General features: G+C 44.5%; 11 protein-coding genes. 7 read left to right on the top strand and 4 right to left on the bottom strand.

What is annotated here, in order from left to right:
- The gene (locus tag ACFSJY_RS14875; protein WP_386035863.1) at positions 1 to 645 is read left to right on the top strand and encodes a flavin prenyltransferase UbiX; all 645 of its coding nucleotides are present in this window, start codon (positions 1 to 3) and stop codon (positions 643 to 645) included.
- Between the two features lie 212 nt (positions 646 to 857).
- Positions 858 to 4,079, top strand: coding sequence for an amidohydrolase family protein (locus tag ACFSJY_RS14880; RefSeq protein ID WP_386035866.1), 3,222 nt, complete (start codon positions 858 to 860; stop codon positions 4,077 to 4,079).
- A 50-nt stretch (positions 4,080 to 4,129) separates the two neighbouring features.
- Here ACFSJY_RS14880 and ACFSJY_RS14885 read toward each other — a convergent pair whose 3' ends face one another.
- Positions 4,130 to 4,942 carry a hypothetical protein gene (locus ACFSJY_RS14885; RefSeq protein WP_386035869.1) on the bottom strand — a complete coding sequence of 271 codons (813 nt, stop codon included), beginning with the start codon at positions 4,940 to 4,942 and terminating at the stop codon, positions 4,130 to 4,132.
- A gap of 150 nt (positions 4,943 to 5,092) precedes the next feature.
- Here ACFSJY_RS14885 and ACFSJY_RS14890 point away from each other — a divergent pair, with 150 nt between their 5' ends.
- Genes ACFSJY_RS14890 through ACFSJY_RS14900 form a run of 3 tightly spaced genes read left to right on the top strand, consistent with a single transcriptional unit; the run spans position 5,093 to position 9,106 of the window.
- Positions 5,093 to 7,033, top strand: coding sequence for a metallophosphoesterase family protein (locus ACFSJY_RS14890; protein ID WP_386035872.1), 1,941 nt, complete (start codon positions 5,093 to 5,095; stop codon positions 7,031 to 7,033).
- A 31-nt stretch (positions 7,034 to 7,064) separates the two neighbouring features.
- Positions 7,065 to 8,012, top strand: a complete 948-nt coding sequence (locus ACFSJY_RS14895; protein WP_386035875.1) for an MBL fold metallo-hydrolase — start codon at positions 7,065 to 7,067, stop codon at positions 8,010 to 8,012.
- Between the two features lie 50 nt (positions 8,013 to 8,062).
- Positions 8,063 to 9,106 carry a 2Fe-2S iron-sulfur cluster-binding protein gene (locus ACFSJY_RS14900; protein WP_386035878.1) on the top strand — a complete coding sequence of 348 codons (1,044 nt, stop codon included), beginning with the start codon at positions 8,063 to 8,065 and terminating at the stop codon, positions 9,104 to 9,106.
- Positions 9,107 to 9,296: 190 nt separating this feature from the next.
- On the opposite strand, the gene ACFSJY_RS14905 is transcribed toward ACFSJY_RS14900, so the two are convergent.
- Positions 9,297 to 11,336, bottom strand: a complete 2,040-nt coding sequence (locus ACFSJY_RS14905) for a spermidine synthase (protein ID WP_386035881.1) — start codon at positions 11,334 to 11,336, stop codon at positions 9,297 to 9,299.
- A gap of 114 nt (positions 11,337 to 11,450) precedes the next feature.
- Between ACFSJY_RS14905 and ACFSJY_RS14910 the strand changes: the two genes are divergently transcribed.
- On the top strand, positions 11,451 to 11,729 hold the full coding sequence (locus tag ACFSJY_RS14910; RefSeq protein WP_386035884.1) for a hypothetical protein: 279 nt from the start codon (positions 11,451 to 11,453) through the stop codon (positions 11,727 to 11,729).
- On the opposite strand, the gene ltaE is transcribed toward ACFSJY_RS14910, so the two are convergent.
- Positions 11,726 to 12,736 (bottom strand): low-specificity L-threonine aldolase, encoded by a 1,011-nt coding sequence (gene ltaE, locus ACFSJY_RS14915; protein WP_386035887.1) that lies wholly within the window; start codon positions 12,734 to 12,736, stop codon positions 11,726 to 11,728. The two genes, ACFSJY_RS14910 and ltaE, sit on opposite strands and share 4 nt — an antisense overlap.
- Before the next feature lie 239 nt (positions 12,737 to 12,975).
- Entirely contained in the window at positions 12,976 to 14,346 is a 1,371-nt protein-coding gene (locus tag ACFSJY_RS14920; RefSeq protein WP_386038409.1) for a M20/M25/M40 family metallo-hydrolase, read from the bottom strand.
- A gap of 426 nt (positions 14,347 to 14,772) precedes the next feature.
- Here ACFSJY_RS14920 and ACFSJY_RS14925 point away from each other — a divergent pair, with 426 nt between their 5' ends.
- Positions 14,773 to 16,599, top strand: coding sequence for an assimilatory sulfite reductase (NADPH) flavoprotein subunit (locus ACFSJY_RS14925; RefSeq protein ID WP_386035890.1), 1,827 nt, complete (start codon positions 14,773 to 14,775; stop codon positions 16,597 to 16,599).
- Positions 16,600 to 16,612 lie beyond the last annotated feature (13 nt).

The following is a 16,612-nucleotide window of genomic DNA, read 5'->3' on the forward strand; positions in this document are numbered from 1 at the left end:
ATGACTCAAACAATTGAACAAGCAACCGTTCACGGCTTTCAATCGCCCATTACTGTCGCGATTACTGGCGCCTCTGGTGCGCCGTATGCATTAACGTTAATTCGCGCCTTGGTTCAGGCAAATCATCAAGTGTATGTGTTGATGTCTAGCGCGGCACGCGTTGTCTTTGATACCGAAGTAGGCATTAAGGTGCCGGGCTCGCCAGAAGCGGCCAGTCAGTTTTTTATCGATTACTTTGATGCAAAACCAGAGCAAATTATTGCATTCGGCAAAGAGCAATGGTTTTCGCCTGTCGCTTCAGGTTCTGCGGCACCTAAAAAAATGGTGGTGTGTCCTTGTTCAACAGGGACATTAGCAGCGATTAGCCAGGGCATGAGCGATAACTTAATCGAGCGCGCTGCTGATGTAGTGATCAAAGAAAAAGGTCAGTTGATTTTAGTACCAAGAGAAACGCCTTTTTCGACTATTCATTTACGCAATATGCTGGCGCTGTCTGAATTAGGTGCGACTATTATGCCAGCCGCTCCTGGTTTTTATCATGAACCGAAATCGATAGGCGATTTAGTCAACTTTATGGTCGGTCGTATTCTCGACCACTTAGGTATCGACCAGTCATTGATGCCGCGTTGGGGTTACCAGAAATAAAAGCGGGCGCCTAGGCGCTCGACTTTTCATGTGAAGCAATAGCTTTAGACACATTGTTCCCGAAGTGGGATGTCGATGTTGTCGACAAAACTTCCCCGTTTATCGTAAATACCTTTACCTTTCTCACCGCGATATGGTTTATTGGTGAGATCAATTATTACTAAGCTCGCATAGACGAGCTGGCACGTTCACTAGAAATAGGTTTATTCAACATGTCGAAGAGACTTTCAAAACTTTCAAGCGTTGCATTAGCGCTTGGTATCGCTTTGTCTGCTCCGGTTATGGCGGAAGCAGCAAAAGAAGAGAAAAAAGCGTGGTCCGTTAATGAACCACAGGGCGAATTTAAAGACGTAAACATTAACGTTGACCAAGGTACTTGGATGAACGTTGATATTTCTCCAGATGGCAAGACAGTCGTTTTCGACTTACTGGGTGATATTTACACCATGCCAGTTTCGGGCGGTGAAGCTAAGCCGTTGATGACCGATATCGCTTGGCAAATGCAGCCTCGATTCAGCCCTGACGGAAAATACATAGCGTTTACCTCTGACCAAGGTGGTGGTGACAATCTTTGGATCATGAATGCTGATGGCACAGATGCTAAAGCGGTTACCAATGAAACTTTCCGCTTATTAAACAGCCCTGCATGGTCGCCAGATGGTAACTATTTAGTTGGCCGTAAACACTTTACCGGCTCGCGCTCATTAGGTGCAGGTGAAGTATGGCTTTACCACAAAACCGGTGGTAGTGGTGTGATGCTAACAAAGCGTCCAAATGAACAGAAAGATTTAGGTGAGCCAGCATTTTCACCTGACGGCAAATACGTGTACTTCTCACAAGATGCCACACCAGGTAAAACCTTTCACTACAGTAAAGACTCTGAAAAAGGCATTTATAAAATTAAGCGCCTTGAGCTAGAAACCGGTGACATTGAAGTCGTGATTAGTGGTCGTGGTGGTGCAATTCGCCCAACGCCCTCACCGGATGGCAAAACACTAGCGTACATTGCGCGTGATGACTTTGCGTCAAACTTATACCTTTACGACTTAACGTCAGGTGAGCAGAAGCTTATCTACAAAGACCTTGAACGTGACATGCAAGAGACATGGGCGATTCACGGTGTATACACCACAATGGCGTGGACACCGGATGGTGAAGGTTTAATTTTCTGGGATGACGGCAAAATTAAACACTTAGATGTTGACTCAGGTAAAGCGAAAAACATCGAATTCAAGGTTAACACTACGAAGAAAATTCAAACGGCATTACGTTTTAAACAAGATATCGACCAAGCTGAATTTGACGTAAAAATGCTCCGTAATGTTCAGGTTTCACCAGACGGTAAGCGTGTGATATTTGAAGCCATGGGTAACATTTACACCCGTTCATTACCTGATGGAAAGCCGAAGCGTTTAACTAAACAAAAAGATCATTTCGAGTTCTACCCAAGCTTCTCACGCGACGGTAAGAAGATTGTTTATGCAACGTGGGATGATGAAAAACTTGGTGACTTACGAGTGGTTTCAAGCCGCGGCGGTAAAGGCAAGAAGATTACTAAAGAGCCAGGTAAGTACATTGAGCCTAGCTTCTCTCCAGACGGTAAAACAGTCGTTTACCGCAAGGTATCAGGCGGCTGGATAACTGATCCAAAGTGGGGCTTAAACCCAGGTATTTACACCGTTTCAAGTAAAGGTGGCGAGCCAACGCTTGCAACTGAAACGGGTACGCTTCCACACTTTGGTAGCCAAAATGACCGTATCTATGTCACGCGCAGCGGCTTAAAGCCTGCATTAGCACGTGTTGATATTGATGGTCAGAACGAAAAAGTGCTCTACAAAAACAAATTCGCAACGGAATACAAAGTCTCGCCAGATGGTGAATACTTAGCCTTTACAGAGCGCTTCAAAGTATTCGTTACGCCGTTAACTGAGCGTGGTGATGCAATTGATATTGGTCCTACAGCGAAAAACTTACCGGTTAAGCAGTTATCAGAAGTGCGTGCAGGTGAGTATATTAGTTGGAATGCGAAATCAAATGGTCTTAACTGGAGCTTAGGTTCAGACCTATACCAAGCTTCAGTTGCGGGGTTATTTGATATTAAATCAGATGCGCCTGACGAGGAAAAAGCTGAAGATAGCAAGGTGAAGGTGACACCAATCGGCTTTAAATACAAAGCGGATAAGCCATCAGGCGTTGTTGCTTTCTCTGGTGGTAAAGTTATCACGATGGAAGGCGAGAATCACAATGAAGTGATTGAAAACGGCGTGGTGGTTGTTGAAGGTAACAAAATCATCGCTGTTGGTAAGCAAGGTGAAGTAGAAATTCCAAGTGGCGCTGAAGTTATTGATACCACAGGCAAGTCAATTGTACCGGGTTTAATTGATGCGCACGCGCATGGCGCGCAAGGTGAAAGCCAGCTGATTCCTCAACAAAACTGGAAAAACTACGCAGGCTTAGCATTAGGTGTGACAACCATTCACGATCCGTCGAATGACACGCATGAGTTCTTTGCGGCAAGTGAAATGCAAAAAGCCGGTAAGATCACTGCAGCTCGTTTGTTCTCAACGGGTCGTATTCTATACGGTGCGACTTTACCGGGTTACACATCACATGTTGATAGCTTAGATGATGCTAAATTCCATGTTGAACGTTTACAAAAAGCGGGTGCTTTCTCGGTTAAAAGCTATAACCAGCCTCGCCGTAACCAACGTCAGCAGTTCATCCAGGCGTCTCGTGAAGCTGGCATGATGGTAGTGCCGGAAGGTGGCTCATTGCTGCAACACAACCTGTCAATGGTGGTTGATGGCCATACGACCCTTGAGCATTCCATCTCAACAGCAAAGATCTACGACGATATCCGTCAGCTTTGGTCAGCATCTGAAATGGCTTATACGCCAACCATGGGTGTTGCTTACGGTGGTATCTCGGGTGAGCACTTCTGGTATGACACAACCAATGTTTGGGAGCATCCGCGCCTAAGCAAATACGTACCGAGCGATGTATTAGACCCGCGTTCAATGCGTCGAACAAAAGCGCCTCATCACCACTATAACCATATTAATGTGGCAAAAGTGTCGAAAGAGATGCAAGACCTAGGTGTACTAGTTAACTCTGGTGGTCATGGTCAGCGCGAAGGTTTAGCGATGCACTGGGAAATTTGGATGATGTCGCAAGGTGGTATGTCGCCACTGGAAGCGTTGCGTACAGCAACCATAGCACCAGCTATCACCTATGGTTTAGATCACCAAATTGGCTCGCTTAAGAAAGGTAAGCTTGCTGATATTATTGTGATTGACGGTGATGTGACTGAAAACATCTTAATCAGTGACAAGATAGACTACACCATGGTGAACGGCCGTTTATACAACGCCGAAACCATGAATGAAGTGGGTAATTACAACAATAAGCGTGAAAAATTCTACTTTGAAAAGTAGCGCTTAGGCTGGATTGTGAGTAATAAAAGCCCGGTATCAGCCGGGCTTTTTTATTGCAAATACGCTGTTCGTAGCGCTTCACGAATTCTAGCGTACTCTTCTCGCGGCATTTCATTGCGATGTCCGCGTAGGACTTTTTCGAAAAAGCTTGGTTTACCCATCTCTTCATTTATACGTGTGATGAATCTGTCGCCAAGTGGTGAATCTGAGCATACAACATGACCAAAAATAAAGTCCGTCGCTTCAATGAGCTCATGTAAGTTATACAGCTGACGAGCCTCTTCTTCTGGGTAAACAGAGACAATAGTTGGCCAGAACTCGATGAATGCGTCGATACGTTTAGTTTTCATCATTTCTCTCAGTCTGATACTTGCTGACGAGCCCTCGACCATGACAACGTTATGTTCGGGTAGTTTATTTATGGCTTGATCTAAACGTTTGCCATAACTGCGACCGCTGGCGATACCAATTGTGAGATTCCATTTATCAACAGTTGCTACTAACGATACAGATTCTGGAATTTGCGCATCAGCATGTGTGATGAGTCGATTAGGTGGGAAGGCGAGTAAAGGGTATTTACCAAAACTACCCATCTGCTCTCGTTCGGCTGTTCGACGTTTGTTATACAGGCACACATTGTCAGATTGAGACAAGGCAACCCATTCGCGTTTCATGCTAGAGTTTTGGAAGGTAACGTTGAATTCGTCTTGAACGTTTTTAACAACGTCTTCAAACAACACGCCAGCTAAATCTTGTGGACTGATCATGTTATTGTTGTAACTGTCACTGTATATCGTGATGTTGGTGCTCTTTCCATGTGCCATGCCGCAAAGCAGCAATAATCCCATTACAAAGACTTTCATAAGCAGTCATCTGGGTTTATGCATGGTTAATTGCTAGCATGAAACATAGACCCCTTTGCTGTCAAACAGGACGTTAAGAAATGTCACAAATTAGCGATGAAATCGCTAGACAGTAGGCTTCGAAGAAAAGTACATTGATAACCAATAATTATGCGAAAATCCAATGAGTTGCCATTGAGCTCCACTTTACCGCCTATTGTTGCGGGACCTATTGTTAGACATTGTGACATTAAGCAAATAACGCTGTGGTTGGTGACGACAGATGCGTTTGATATTCAAGCAGGTCTTTGGCTCGACAGTAAAAAACAACAAAGCTTGGCTTTTAGCGATGTTAACGTTGAAAGTGCACAAGTAGGCACTCATGCTTTTGTCACGCTTATTCAGCTTAATGCAGACGAAGCTTTTCCGGTGGATACGGCGATTTTTTATGATTTGTCGCTTCGCCTAAACAACGCTTCTGTCGTTGATAGTTTAGCGTCGGCAATTCCCTCACTTGTTTACGATGAGCAGGCTTGCCCTCAGTTAGCGATAAAGTCTTCAGCAAAACATGTGTTACACGGCTCGTGTCGCAAGCCACATTTTCATGGTGATGACGCATTAATAGAAATCGACAGCACGTTACAACAGACACAATCTAATATATCCGATCGGCCTGCCATGGTGATAATGTCGGGCGACCAAGTGTATGTGGATGATGTGGCTGGGCCAATGCTTGTCGGCATTCACGAAACTATTCGCCTTTTAGGCTTGTTTGACGAAACATGGCAAACTTCCGAACTTGAACAACCAAGCGATAGCCAAGCGCTGTTTGCTAATACACTCATGTATGGCCGTGAAGCGGTGTTGCCGCATGCAACAGCAAAGCGCGGTATTATGCAAAAGTTGTTTATTGCAGGCCGGCAGCCTATTTTCACTTCTGTGCATGCTAAAAACCATTTAGTAACAGCATCAGAGGTGTTGGCAATGTACTTTTTAGTATGGGCACCACAACTGTGGCAACTTGTACTACCGAAAATGCGTGACTACGGCTTGCCAGAGCCAGCTCTGCAAAATAGCTATCAGCATGAGCTTAATGAGCTAGAAAAGTTCGCAAATGGTTTACCTTATGTTCAACGGGCACTTGCCCACTTGCCGGTATATATGATTTTTGACGATCATGACATTACCGATGATTGGAACTTAACCCGAGGCTGGGAAGAGGCAGCTTATAACGATACGTTTGCCACCCGTATTATTGGTAATGCATTAGTCGGCTACTACTTGTGTCAAGGATGGGGTAATGCGCCCGAAAAATTCGACGCTATAGTTAAACGTCATGCAGAGATATTTACGAATAATGGTATTGCCAACCATGACGAATTTGTTCAGGAACTATTGGACTGGGATGAATGGCACTATCACTTAAATACCTCTCCAAAAATAGTGGTACTCGATACCCGTACACAGCGCTGGCGTAGTGAAAGTAATGCAGGTAAACCCTCTGGTTTAATGGATTGGGAAGCACTGACTGAGCTGCAACAAGAACTCATCAATGAACCTTGCGTTATTATGGTTTCTGCAGCGCCGATATATGGTGTGAAGCTGATTGAAGCGGTACAACGGGTGTTTACCTTCTTTGGTAACCCATTAGCAGTAGATGCCGAAAACTGGATGGCCCACAAAGGCACGGCGAATGTGATGCTCAATATATTTCGTAATCGCAAAACGCCACCGCAGTTTATTATCTTATCCGGTGATGTTCATTACTCGTTTGTCTACGACGTATCGCATCGTTTTATTCGCTCAAGTTCTCGCATAGTGCAAATTACCTGTAGTGGCATCAAAAACAAATTTCCAGAGCGTTTGATTCATATTCTTGAGCGTTGTAATTACTACTTGTACGGCACGTATTCACCGTTGAATTGGTTTACTAAACGGCGCCGTATGAAAATTAAAGTGAGGCGTCCAAGCGAGCAAAAACATCGCACCATATACAATGGATGTGGCATTGGCGTACTGCAACTCAGTGACGATTACAGCAATGTAGAAGCCACTATTTTAACGCCAGAAGGCAAAGTGGTGCAGTTTGAACATACTAATGACATTACGTAGTTCGCTGCGCTGTCTTAAACGAGAAAACCTAATGAATGTATTTACCCGCGTTGGCTTAATGATTTTTATCACTTTAGCCTCGCTTTCAGCGAATGCCGAACCTCAAGCTTGGTTAGAAAAAGTGACTCAGCACCAATGGTATTCGGGGGCAAAAAAGTGTGGCAAGCCCGTTATCGAGCCCATTGAAATCCTAAAGGTCAACGAGAGCACCTACATTCTAAGACAAAACAAATGCCAGCATTTTGAAGCGCCATTTATGTATTTGCTCATGGGGAAATACAAAGCGCTATTACTTGATACCGGGGCTGTTGATGATGCCTCTGAATTTCCGTTGTATGAGACTGTGCGAGCTTTAGTTGATGACTATGCCAAGCAACGCAACAAAACGACATATGGCTTGGTTGTTGTGCATTCTCATTCGCATAGTGATCATCGTGCCGCCGATGAGCAATTCGAAGGTAAACCGCATGTTGAGGTGGTGGCACCCAATGCGGAAGCCGTTGCAAATTTCTTTGCGTTTGACGAACAAGGAAACAGCGCGTTAGATCTCGGAAAGCGTATGCTATCGATCGTGCATATTCCTGGGCATCAAGACGAAAGCATCGCTATTTATGATCCCAAGACACAGTGGTTATTAACGGGAGATACCGTTTATCCTGGGCGACTTTATGTGCGTGACTGGCAGCAGTTTTCGAAGAGCATTCAGCGCTTAGTTGACTTTACTCGCGACAAAACCGTATCTGCGGTTATGGGCACTCATATAGAAATGTCGGCGACACCGGGCGTTGATTATCCGATGGGAAGCCAGTTTCAACCTCAAGAACACCCATTACCGCTAAGTCCGTCTATTTTGCAGGAAATATCCGATACGTTGACGACTATTGGCGACAAACCACAACGAAAAGTGCTAACAAGTGTTATTATTTACCCCGTTGAACCACCAAGCATTTGGCAACGTATCGCAGCATGGTTTATGTAGTATTTCCGCGCAGTAACGCATCAGCGCAAAACAAAGGGTTGTAGTATCTCGTGAGTATCGAATTTTTCAAATTAAAAGTCGCCAAAGTTGTGAAAGAAACCAAGCATGCGGTGTCTGTTTACTTATCTGTGCCGGAAAACCTGCAACCGACCTTTGCATGGCAACCGGGTCAGCATATTCAGGTAAAGCTGCCATTTGGCGAAAAGTCGATAGTGCGTAGCTACTCTATTTCTAATGACGTAGCGACAGAAGGGTTGCGAATTACCGTTAAAGCGCTGCCTTTTGGTAAAGCGTCAAACTTTATTGCTTCGCGTGTAAAAGCAGGTCAAATGCTAGACGTGAGCCGCCCACAAGGGGACTTCGTATTGCCTGACGAGCCTAAAGCTGGCGCACATTATTACTTTTATGCAGCTGGTAGTGGAATTACACCATTGTATAGCATGATGTCAGACGTGTTATCGAAAGACAGTCAGGCCAAAGTATCCTTACTTTATGGCAATACCAACGGCAAAACCGCTATATTCCTTGACGCTATTGCAGCATTAGCTAGTCAGTTCAACGGTCGTGTCACGATTGCGCATTGTTGGACTAAACCGGGCTGGTTTAGTAAAGCGAAAGCGTGGCGAAAAAGTCGTGTCAATCAAGGGGCGATAAAGTCGTTCTTTGAACAGCAACCATTAAATGCTCCAGCACATTATCACTTTATGTGTGGGCCTACTGCCTTTATGTCTGAGGCTAAAGCAACGTTGACAGAGCTAGGTGTAGCTAACGACGCTATATTTTTAGAGAGCTTTGGTGCTGAGAAAAAAGCTGAAGTGGTGAACGGTCAAGCGGCTTCGCTTGTATTGCCAATGAGCGCTGGTGGCATCGATGTAGGCGCTGATGAAACGCTACTAGACGCGATGCTTCGTCACAATATTGATGCCCCTTACAGCTGTGAATCTGGTGTTTGTGGCAGCTGCCAATGCACACTTGAAGAAGGCAAAGTCAGTATGAAAGAAAACTTATTCCTGACCGACGAAGAGCAAGAAAAAGGGCTGATTTTGGCGTGTCAGGCGGTAGCACAATCTGACACTGTGAAAATCACCTTCTAGTCAGCCCAAGTAAAGATCATCATTGTCTTGTCATAAACGCTGATTACACTGCGCGCGCTGGTCGGGGTAAAATCTACCTATGCATTGCAAATGCTTTGTAGCAATGGGGGCTACTCATAGCGTTCGCGAGTGTTTTATAGGACTTTTGCCTCCCAGCGGTTTCAACCCAATAATGATACTGCCTTCACATCTATTTTAAAACTGACAGCAAGTTGCTGTAGTTGTCATGCCACATAACGTCTAAATGTTTGCTGGCAGGCCATTCGCTGATAAAACGCCTGACACTGTAGCTTTCAATAAACTTTTGGTTTGCTGTCACTAGTACCCATTGTGCTTCGTTAGGTTCTTGTTCGGTTGGCTTGGTATTAAAGTAATACGCGGGCTTGTTTATCGTTTTCGCCAAGTTATGTGTCAATGCACTTAAGTCTAGATGCGTGTTGGAAATATGAAGCGCCAATATACCATCGCTGGCTAAATGAGCATTGTAGAGTTCGAATGCTTCAACGGTGAGAAGGTGGCGAGGGATAGCATCACCCGAAAATGCATCGATAACTAACACGTCAAATTCCATGCTGCCTTGTTGATTTAACGCTTGTTGTAATAACAGCCTGCCATCACCTGTTTGCACATTGATGTCTGCTTTGCTGTCACGCAAATAGCTAAAGTACCGATCAGCAAAATCGACAACAGCAGGGTTTAATTCATAAAACGTATACTCTTGATTAACTTGTCCGTAAGCAGCCATTGCTCCTGCACCCAAGCCAACAAAGCCTGCTTTGAGCGGCGCTGTTGAAAACTGCTCTCGAATAAACTTACTTAATGCTAATGCACCACCCGTGTTTTCACGGTAATAACTTTTTGCGATGTGGGCCTTTAAAGGTGCTAATGATTGCGTACCGTGAGATGTCGTACCGTCTATAAGTCTGCGCTCTGGCTCATCAGCTACGGATGTATCAACAACTGACAGGAGGCCGTAAAAATTGCGCTCATTAGCCACATGCTGAGCACGATATTGGCTGTCTAGCGTCAATTGCAATGCGGCTAAACCAAGGGTGATAACGCCAATCAACGGTAGCGCCCACTTTGCCATTTGCTTGACTTGAGTATCCAGCTGAAAACAAATCATTGCGGCGATTAAAATGGCGATAATGCTCAGTGGGTATTCTGTAAATTGAACGAACACCATGGGGGCCAAAATAGAAACCATCAAGCTACCAAGGAAGCCACCAAGGGAAATCATCAAATAGAACAAGGTTAAGTGTTGCTTCGCAGGTGCAAGCTTTATTAATTCGCCATGGCAAATCATACAGCCAGCAAACAAAATAAAGCTGTACATGACTACTTGCGAAACCAAGTCAAATTGCGAGCCGACAAAGGTCAACATTATGCCCATAAAGGCAGCCAGAGTGTAAAACGCTAACCAATACCAACGTTTGTAAAAATTAGGGTTGTTAAACGCAATAATAAAGGTCACTAAGTAGAGAATAAGTGGCAACACCCATAAGAAAGGAACAGGCGTAATATTTTGCGTCATCGCATTTGTGGTCGACACCAACAACATAACACCTAGTGCTGATAAAGCGAGCCACAGCGATTTGTGTGTCGAAGGCACTTTTTCTAATGTGGCGGTGACTAAATCACTTTCTATAGTATGCCAATAACGTTTGGCTAATTGACTAAGCAGTGCAATAGCCAAGGCAAACACAATAAACAAGCTCGACCACAATACGGTTTGTGTTGATAACGCTAGGGCGGGTTCCACAACAAAAGGATAACTTAACAGTGCGAGTAAGCTGCCGGCATTTGAAAGTGCGTACAGCTTATAGGGCACTTTGTCTTGATGAGTATGGGCATACCAACTCTGAACAAGGGGACCTGTACTTGCCAATAGAGCGTAGGGCAAACCAATCGCGGTGGCCAGAGTAAGCAGTATACTCGCCGATGGATTCTGACTAATTTCAGCTAATTCAGGAATGGGCGGTGAAAACGGTAAAACCGCGCAGGCAATTACCACCAGTACTAAGTGAATGGATTGTTGTTTCGAGATGGGTAAGCGATTAAGCACATGTGCATAGCCATAACCGAGAAGCAAAACACCTTGGAAGAAAAGCATGCAGGTTGTCCATACCGATGCGCTGCCGCCGTAATAGGGCAGAATAACGTTGGCGATAAATGGTTGTACTTGAAACAGCAAAAATGCGCTAAGGAAAATGGTCACCAGAAAAAGCATGCGTTGGGTATTACTTCAAATAGGAAAAAGTAGGGCTAGTGTACTCGAAGCTTTTGAACTAATTAATATGAAATGCCAAGATAACTGTGAAAAGGGTTAAAACGGAGTTGCCCAATGCACAAATTTTTGATGGTCCTTGTTGCCAGCTTATTGCTGCAAGCCTGCGTATTTGTGCCGGAAAGGGCAGCGCAACCAAAGAACGCTTGCGGTTTATCTACCGAGCTTAAAACGCTAAAAGTCGTCAATTTAATGGATGGCGATGCCAGTTTTTACGATTGGCAGGGAGAAATGATTTCTCCCTTAACGCTGCCGCTATCTGCTGTTATTTCTGGTACCTATGTTGCGGTCAATAATGTCTATTTTCTCGGAGAAAAGCAGATTCGCTGTGGTTAATCAAGAATGCCTTTCAGACGGGTAATAAAGGTATCTATATCTGCCTTGCTGATGTCTAAATGCGTGACTAAACGCATATTTTGACTAGGCGTAATATTGATACCACAGTCACTTAATTTTGCGGCGACTGCCTGGATATCGATACTCTGATCAACTTTTACGAAAACCATATTCGTTTCAATGTTTTCTATCGTGACAGAAAAACCATTTATTTGATTGATCTGCTCACCCAAATAGCGAGCGTTTTCATGGTCAACCCCAAGACGTAATGTATTTTCTGTTAGCGCAATGTGTGCAGCCGCAGCGAGAAGTCCTACTTGTCGCATGCCTCCGCCCAGCATTTTTCGAATACGTCTTGCTTGAGCGATAAAGGCTTTATTGCCTAAAAGTAATGACCCGATTGGTGCGCCAAGTCCTTTTGATAGGCAAATCGACACACTGTCTACATATTGCAGTACTTCTTTAATATCCACATTAAGTGCCGTGGCTGCGTTGTATACGCGCGCACCATCAAGGTGAAGTTTGAGGCCGTGCTGATGAGCAAAGTCTTTGGCTTTTGCCATGTATTCAAGCGATATCACTTTGCCATTGATCGTGTTTTCGATACTCAGCAAGGCGGTTCGGGCAAAATGAAAATCATCGGGCTTGATGGCTTTGGCAAGCTTGTCGAAGCAGAGTGTGCCGTCTTTTTCATTCTCAATTGGCTGTGGCTGAACAGAACCAAGTACTGCAGCTCCGCCACCTTCGTATAGGTAATTATGAGCCTGCTGACCACACAAATATTCATCGCCACGTTGGCAGTGCGACATTATCGCAAGTAGGTTGGCTTGCGTACCTGAGGAGCAAAACAAGGCTGCTTCAAAACCGTGTCGCTCAGCAGACCATGCTTCCAATTCGTTAACGGTTGGGTCATCACCATACACATCATCACCAACAGGGGCTGATGCCATAGCGTGGCGCATTTTTTCACTGGGCTGGGTGACGGTATCGGAACGAAAATCAATCACGTGTAATCCTTGGTTATTGATTATTGATAAGGTGGTGAATAAGCCTCAGATGTTGATAATGTATATCAAAGGCGAATTGTGATGAATAGGCAAGTGCAACAAAGAGAAAAATGAATTTTGTATTTGGGTACCGTTCGTCAAAGCGTGTTTTGAAGTGCGTTATGACGGCACATGTGATCGCGAAATTAACTATAAAAATAAAAGGAGGCTAATAGGCCTCCTTTTATTCGATGAGTGATTTATTTAGATTCTTTCTGACGTCTTGTCTTTAAATCCACATCAGCGTCGGCAAATAAATAAATGGTTGCGGCATAGGCAGCTACATTTTGCGCCAGTTCCTGCGGGTTAATTTTATCCAGCGTATCATCAGGCGTGTGGTGCAGGTCAAAGTAATCTGTACCTTCCTGATTTAGGCGAATTGTTGGCACTCCATTAATTGCCATTGGGATAATGTCTGGGCCGCCGCCTTGAACATCCGAACCACCGCGGACAATACCTAATGGTGCAATAATTTTTGTAATTTCATCGGTCAGCACTGTGGCTTCAGGGTTTAGGTTAGAGACAAGTTGCCAAATATTTCTCGCGCCAAAATCAGACTCTGTCGCTAGTACGTGGTTGTCTAGGTTGCCAGCGTGTTTTTTGGCATAAGCAAATGCACCCAATAGTCCAACTTCTTCAGCACCAAACATTACTACACGAATAGTGCGTTTTGGACGCTTAGGTAAGTTAGCGATTAACTTAGCTGCGGCAGTGGTAATAGCAATGCCTGCACCATCATCAACAGCCCCTGTACCTAAATCCCAACTGTCTAAGTGACCGCCAATAAGTACGATTTCTTCAGGCTTTTCGCTACCGATGATATCTAATATCACGTTACCACTGGTGACATCGCCTTTCCAATCTGAACCAGAGTGCAGCGAAATAGATAGCGGTTTGTTTAAGTTATGCAGGCGACGTAGGTGATCTGCATCTGGGTTAGAGATCGCAATCACTGGGATTTTGGTCCATTGGTCGTCTTTTTTACTCATCATCCCTGTATGTGGAAAACGGTGGGAATCAGAACCTACAGAGCGGATAACCAAGGCACTAGCACCACCACGTTCGGCATGCTGCCAGCCAATTCTACGTTTTTGGTTTGATGGGCCGTAACCCGCACCGGTTTGGCTTTTCACCATAGGCTCGCCATCAACAAAGGCTACTTTACCTTTTAATGAGCCGTCTTTAATTGCAGTGAGTGCATGAATATCTCTGAAATAAACGATAGGTGCATTAATTTCTTTTTTACTTGGCGCAGCGCCACCTAGTGCTGAACCATATAGCTCTTGCTCATAAGGCGATGTTAGCGCAATGTGTAAGTGGCCTCTATCCCAAAATGGCATAGTGAATTCTTCAATCCATGTTTTATCAAAGCCTAACTCGTTACCTAATTTTACGCCCCAATCGCGTGCGCGCTTTTCTGCTTCTGAACCACCTAGGCGAGGACCAATTTCAGTGGTTAACGATTCGACAATGCCCCAAGCAAGGTCACTTTTAAGCGCAGTGTCCATTAACTGTTGAGCCGTTTCTTTTTGTTGGGCTGTGATAGGCGACTCTTGCGCCAATAGTGGCATACTGAATACACATAACAATGCACTTAGTGTGGCATTCTTCAAAAATTTCATTGTTGCTCCATGGGGTGAAACATGAGTGGGTGAGTGACTTTTTAATAAAGCGTTCAAATTCTAATCTTTTCAAAGCCTTTCGCCAACATTTGAAACACTAAAAAACTATAAGGTAGCCAAGTTTTTGCACTTTTTGATGGTATGAGCTTTTCAGAGCAGTCATGACAGTTGTTTTTATTTGGTAGGTTTTTTCCGTAGAAAGTTTCTGTGAGTGCAATGCAACAAGCGCAAGATAGTTTCTTCTAGATTACAAGAAGTTAAAAATTTCAAACTTTCACTATTCACTTTTGGAATAAAAAAGCGTTTTCTATTCTTTTTCTTTTGGTCTTACCTTGTCTATCCTTGCTCCATTATTTGAAATGGGCGAAGTATCTCATGTTGTCAGAACAACAATCGAATCAGTCAGCGGGTGGCAGTGCGTTAGACGCGAATCAGCTTGCACAATTGCAGCAAGCAACTCAAAGCTACTCGCCGTTACAACTTGCGTGGGCAAGTGGTTATTTAGCGGCAAAAAGTGAAATGTCGCCAGTGGCTAATGCTGTAGCTGCAGCAACACAAGCTGCACCGGCAAGCACATTAACGATTTTATTTGCATCACAAACGGGTAACGCGAAAGGCGTGGCTACTCAACTTGCTGATCAAGCGAAAGCTGCAGGTATTACCGTAAACCTTAAAAATGTTGCTGACTTTAAAGCGAAATCACTTAAGTCAGAAACACATGTGCTTATAGTTGCAAGTACGAATGGTGAGGGTGAGCCGCCTGATGATGCGATTGAGTTTCACGAGTTCTTATACAGCAAGAAAGCACCAAAATTAGATGGCCTGAAATTCAGTGTTCTATCGTTAGGTGATTCAAGTTATGAGTTCTTCTGCCAAACAGGTAAAGATTTTGATACTCGCTTAGCAGAATTAGGCGCGACTCGCGTTACTGACCGTGTAGATTGTGATGTAGATTACGATGAAGAAGCCAAAGCGTGGCAGCTATCTATCGTAGAAACGCTGAAAGATGAATTGACTGCTGACAACACTGCGTTGGCACCTGTGGTTCAGTTGCCAGGTACTACCGCTGCGGCGAGCGTTTATACCAAGCAAAACCCATATGTGGCTGAGCTGTTATCCAGTCAGAAAATTACAGGTCGTGATTCGGCAAAAGATGTTCGTCATATTGAAATTGATTTAGGTGAGTCTGGCTTAACTTACCAAGTAGGTGATGCACTGGGCGTGTATTTCGATAACGACAAAGCGTTAGTGGAAGAGCTATTAACAGCATTGTCGTTATCTGGTGAAGAGTCAGTAACACTGAAGAAGGGCGATAGCACGTTAGAACTTTCGATTAAGCAAGCCTTAGTGGAAGAGCTAGAAATTACACAAACGTCACTAGCCTTCGTTGAGTATTGGGCAGAATTTTCTGGTTCAGAAGCGTTACAGTCTGTCGTGGCAGACAAAGCAACGTTACGCGAATACGCAGCAAACCATCAAGTGGTCGATGTTGTGAAAAGTGCGCCTCAAGCACTTGATGCGCAAGCGCTTGTCGACAACCTACGTAAAATCACGCCGCGATTGTATTCAATTGCGTCTAGCCAAGCTGAAGTGGAAGAAGAAGTACACTTAACCGTAGGTGTAGTGAGTTACCAATTCGATGAAAACGAGCGTTTAGGTGGTGCTTCAGGTTTCTTGGGTCGTCGTTTAGAAGAAGGTGAAAACGTGCGCGTTTTCGTTGAACACAATGACAACTTCCGTTTACCTACAAACCCGGAAACGCCAGTGATTATGATTGGCCCAGGCACCGGTGTTGCGCCATTTAGAGCGTTCATGCAAGAACGTGAAGCGACTGATGCGTCAGGTGATAACTGGATGTTCTTTGGTGACCAAACCTTCACGCAAGACTTCCTTTACCAAGTAGAGTGGCAAAACTACCTGAAATCAGGTTTGTTAACGCGCATGGACGTAGCATTCTCGCGCGATCAAGAACAAAAAGTTTATGTTCAACATCGCCTAAAAGAACAAGCTGAAGAAGTATACGCGTGGCTAGAACGTGGTGCCCATCTATATATTTGTGGTGATGCTAATCGCATGGCGAAAGACGTTCACCAAGCGCTTGTCGACATCATTGCTGAACAAGGCAATAAATCAGAAGAGCAAGCAGAAGACTACTTGAAATCATTACGTAGCGCGAAGCGTTATCAGAAGGATGTTTATTAATGACTGATGTAAA

It is taken from the genome of Thalassotalea euphylliae (genome assembly GCF_042682785.1).
GTDB classification, from domain to species: Bacteria; Pseudomonadota; Gammaproteobacteria; order Enterobacterales; family Alteromonadaceae; genus Thalassotalea_F; species Thalassotalea_F euphylliae.

Coding starts and splice junctions, on each gene's coding strand:
- ACFSJY_RS14875 (WP_386035863.1), top strand. CDS start 1: ATGACTCAAACAATTGAACAAGCAACCGTTCACGGCTTTCAATCGCCC.
- ACFSJY_RS14880 (WP_386035866.1), top strand. CDS start 858: ATGTCGAAGAGACTTTCAAAACTTTCAAGCGTTGCATTAGCGCTTGGT.
- ACFSJY_RS14885 (WP_386035869.1), bottom strand. CDS start 4,942: ATGAAAGTCTTTGTAATGGGATTATTGCTGCTTTGCGGCATGGCACAT.
- ACFSJY_RS14890 (WP_386035872.1), top strand. CDS start 5,093: ATGCGAAAATCCAATGAGTTGCCATTGAGCTCCACTTTACCGCCTATT.
- ACFSJY_RS14895 (WP_386035875.1), top strand. CDS start 7,065: ATGAATGTATTTACCCGCGTTGGCTTAATGATTTTTATCACTTTAGCC.
- ACFSJY_RS14905 (WP_386035881.1), bottom strand. CDS start 11,336: ATGCTTTTTCTGGTGACCATTTTCCTTAGCGCATTTTTGCTGTTTCAA.
- ACFSJY_RS14910 (WP_386035884.1), top strand. CDS start 11,451: ATGCACAAATTTTTGATGGTCCTTGTTGCCAGCTTATTGCTGCAAGCC.
- ACFSJY_RS14920 (WP_386038409.1), bottom strand. CDS start 14,346: ATGCCACTATTGGCGCAAGAGTCGCCTATCACAGCCCAACAAAAAGAA.
- ACFSJY_RS14925 (WP_386035890.1), top strand. CDS start 14,773: ATGTTGTCAGAACAACAATCGAATCAGTCAGCGGGTGGCAGTGCGTTA.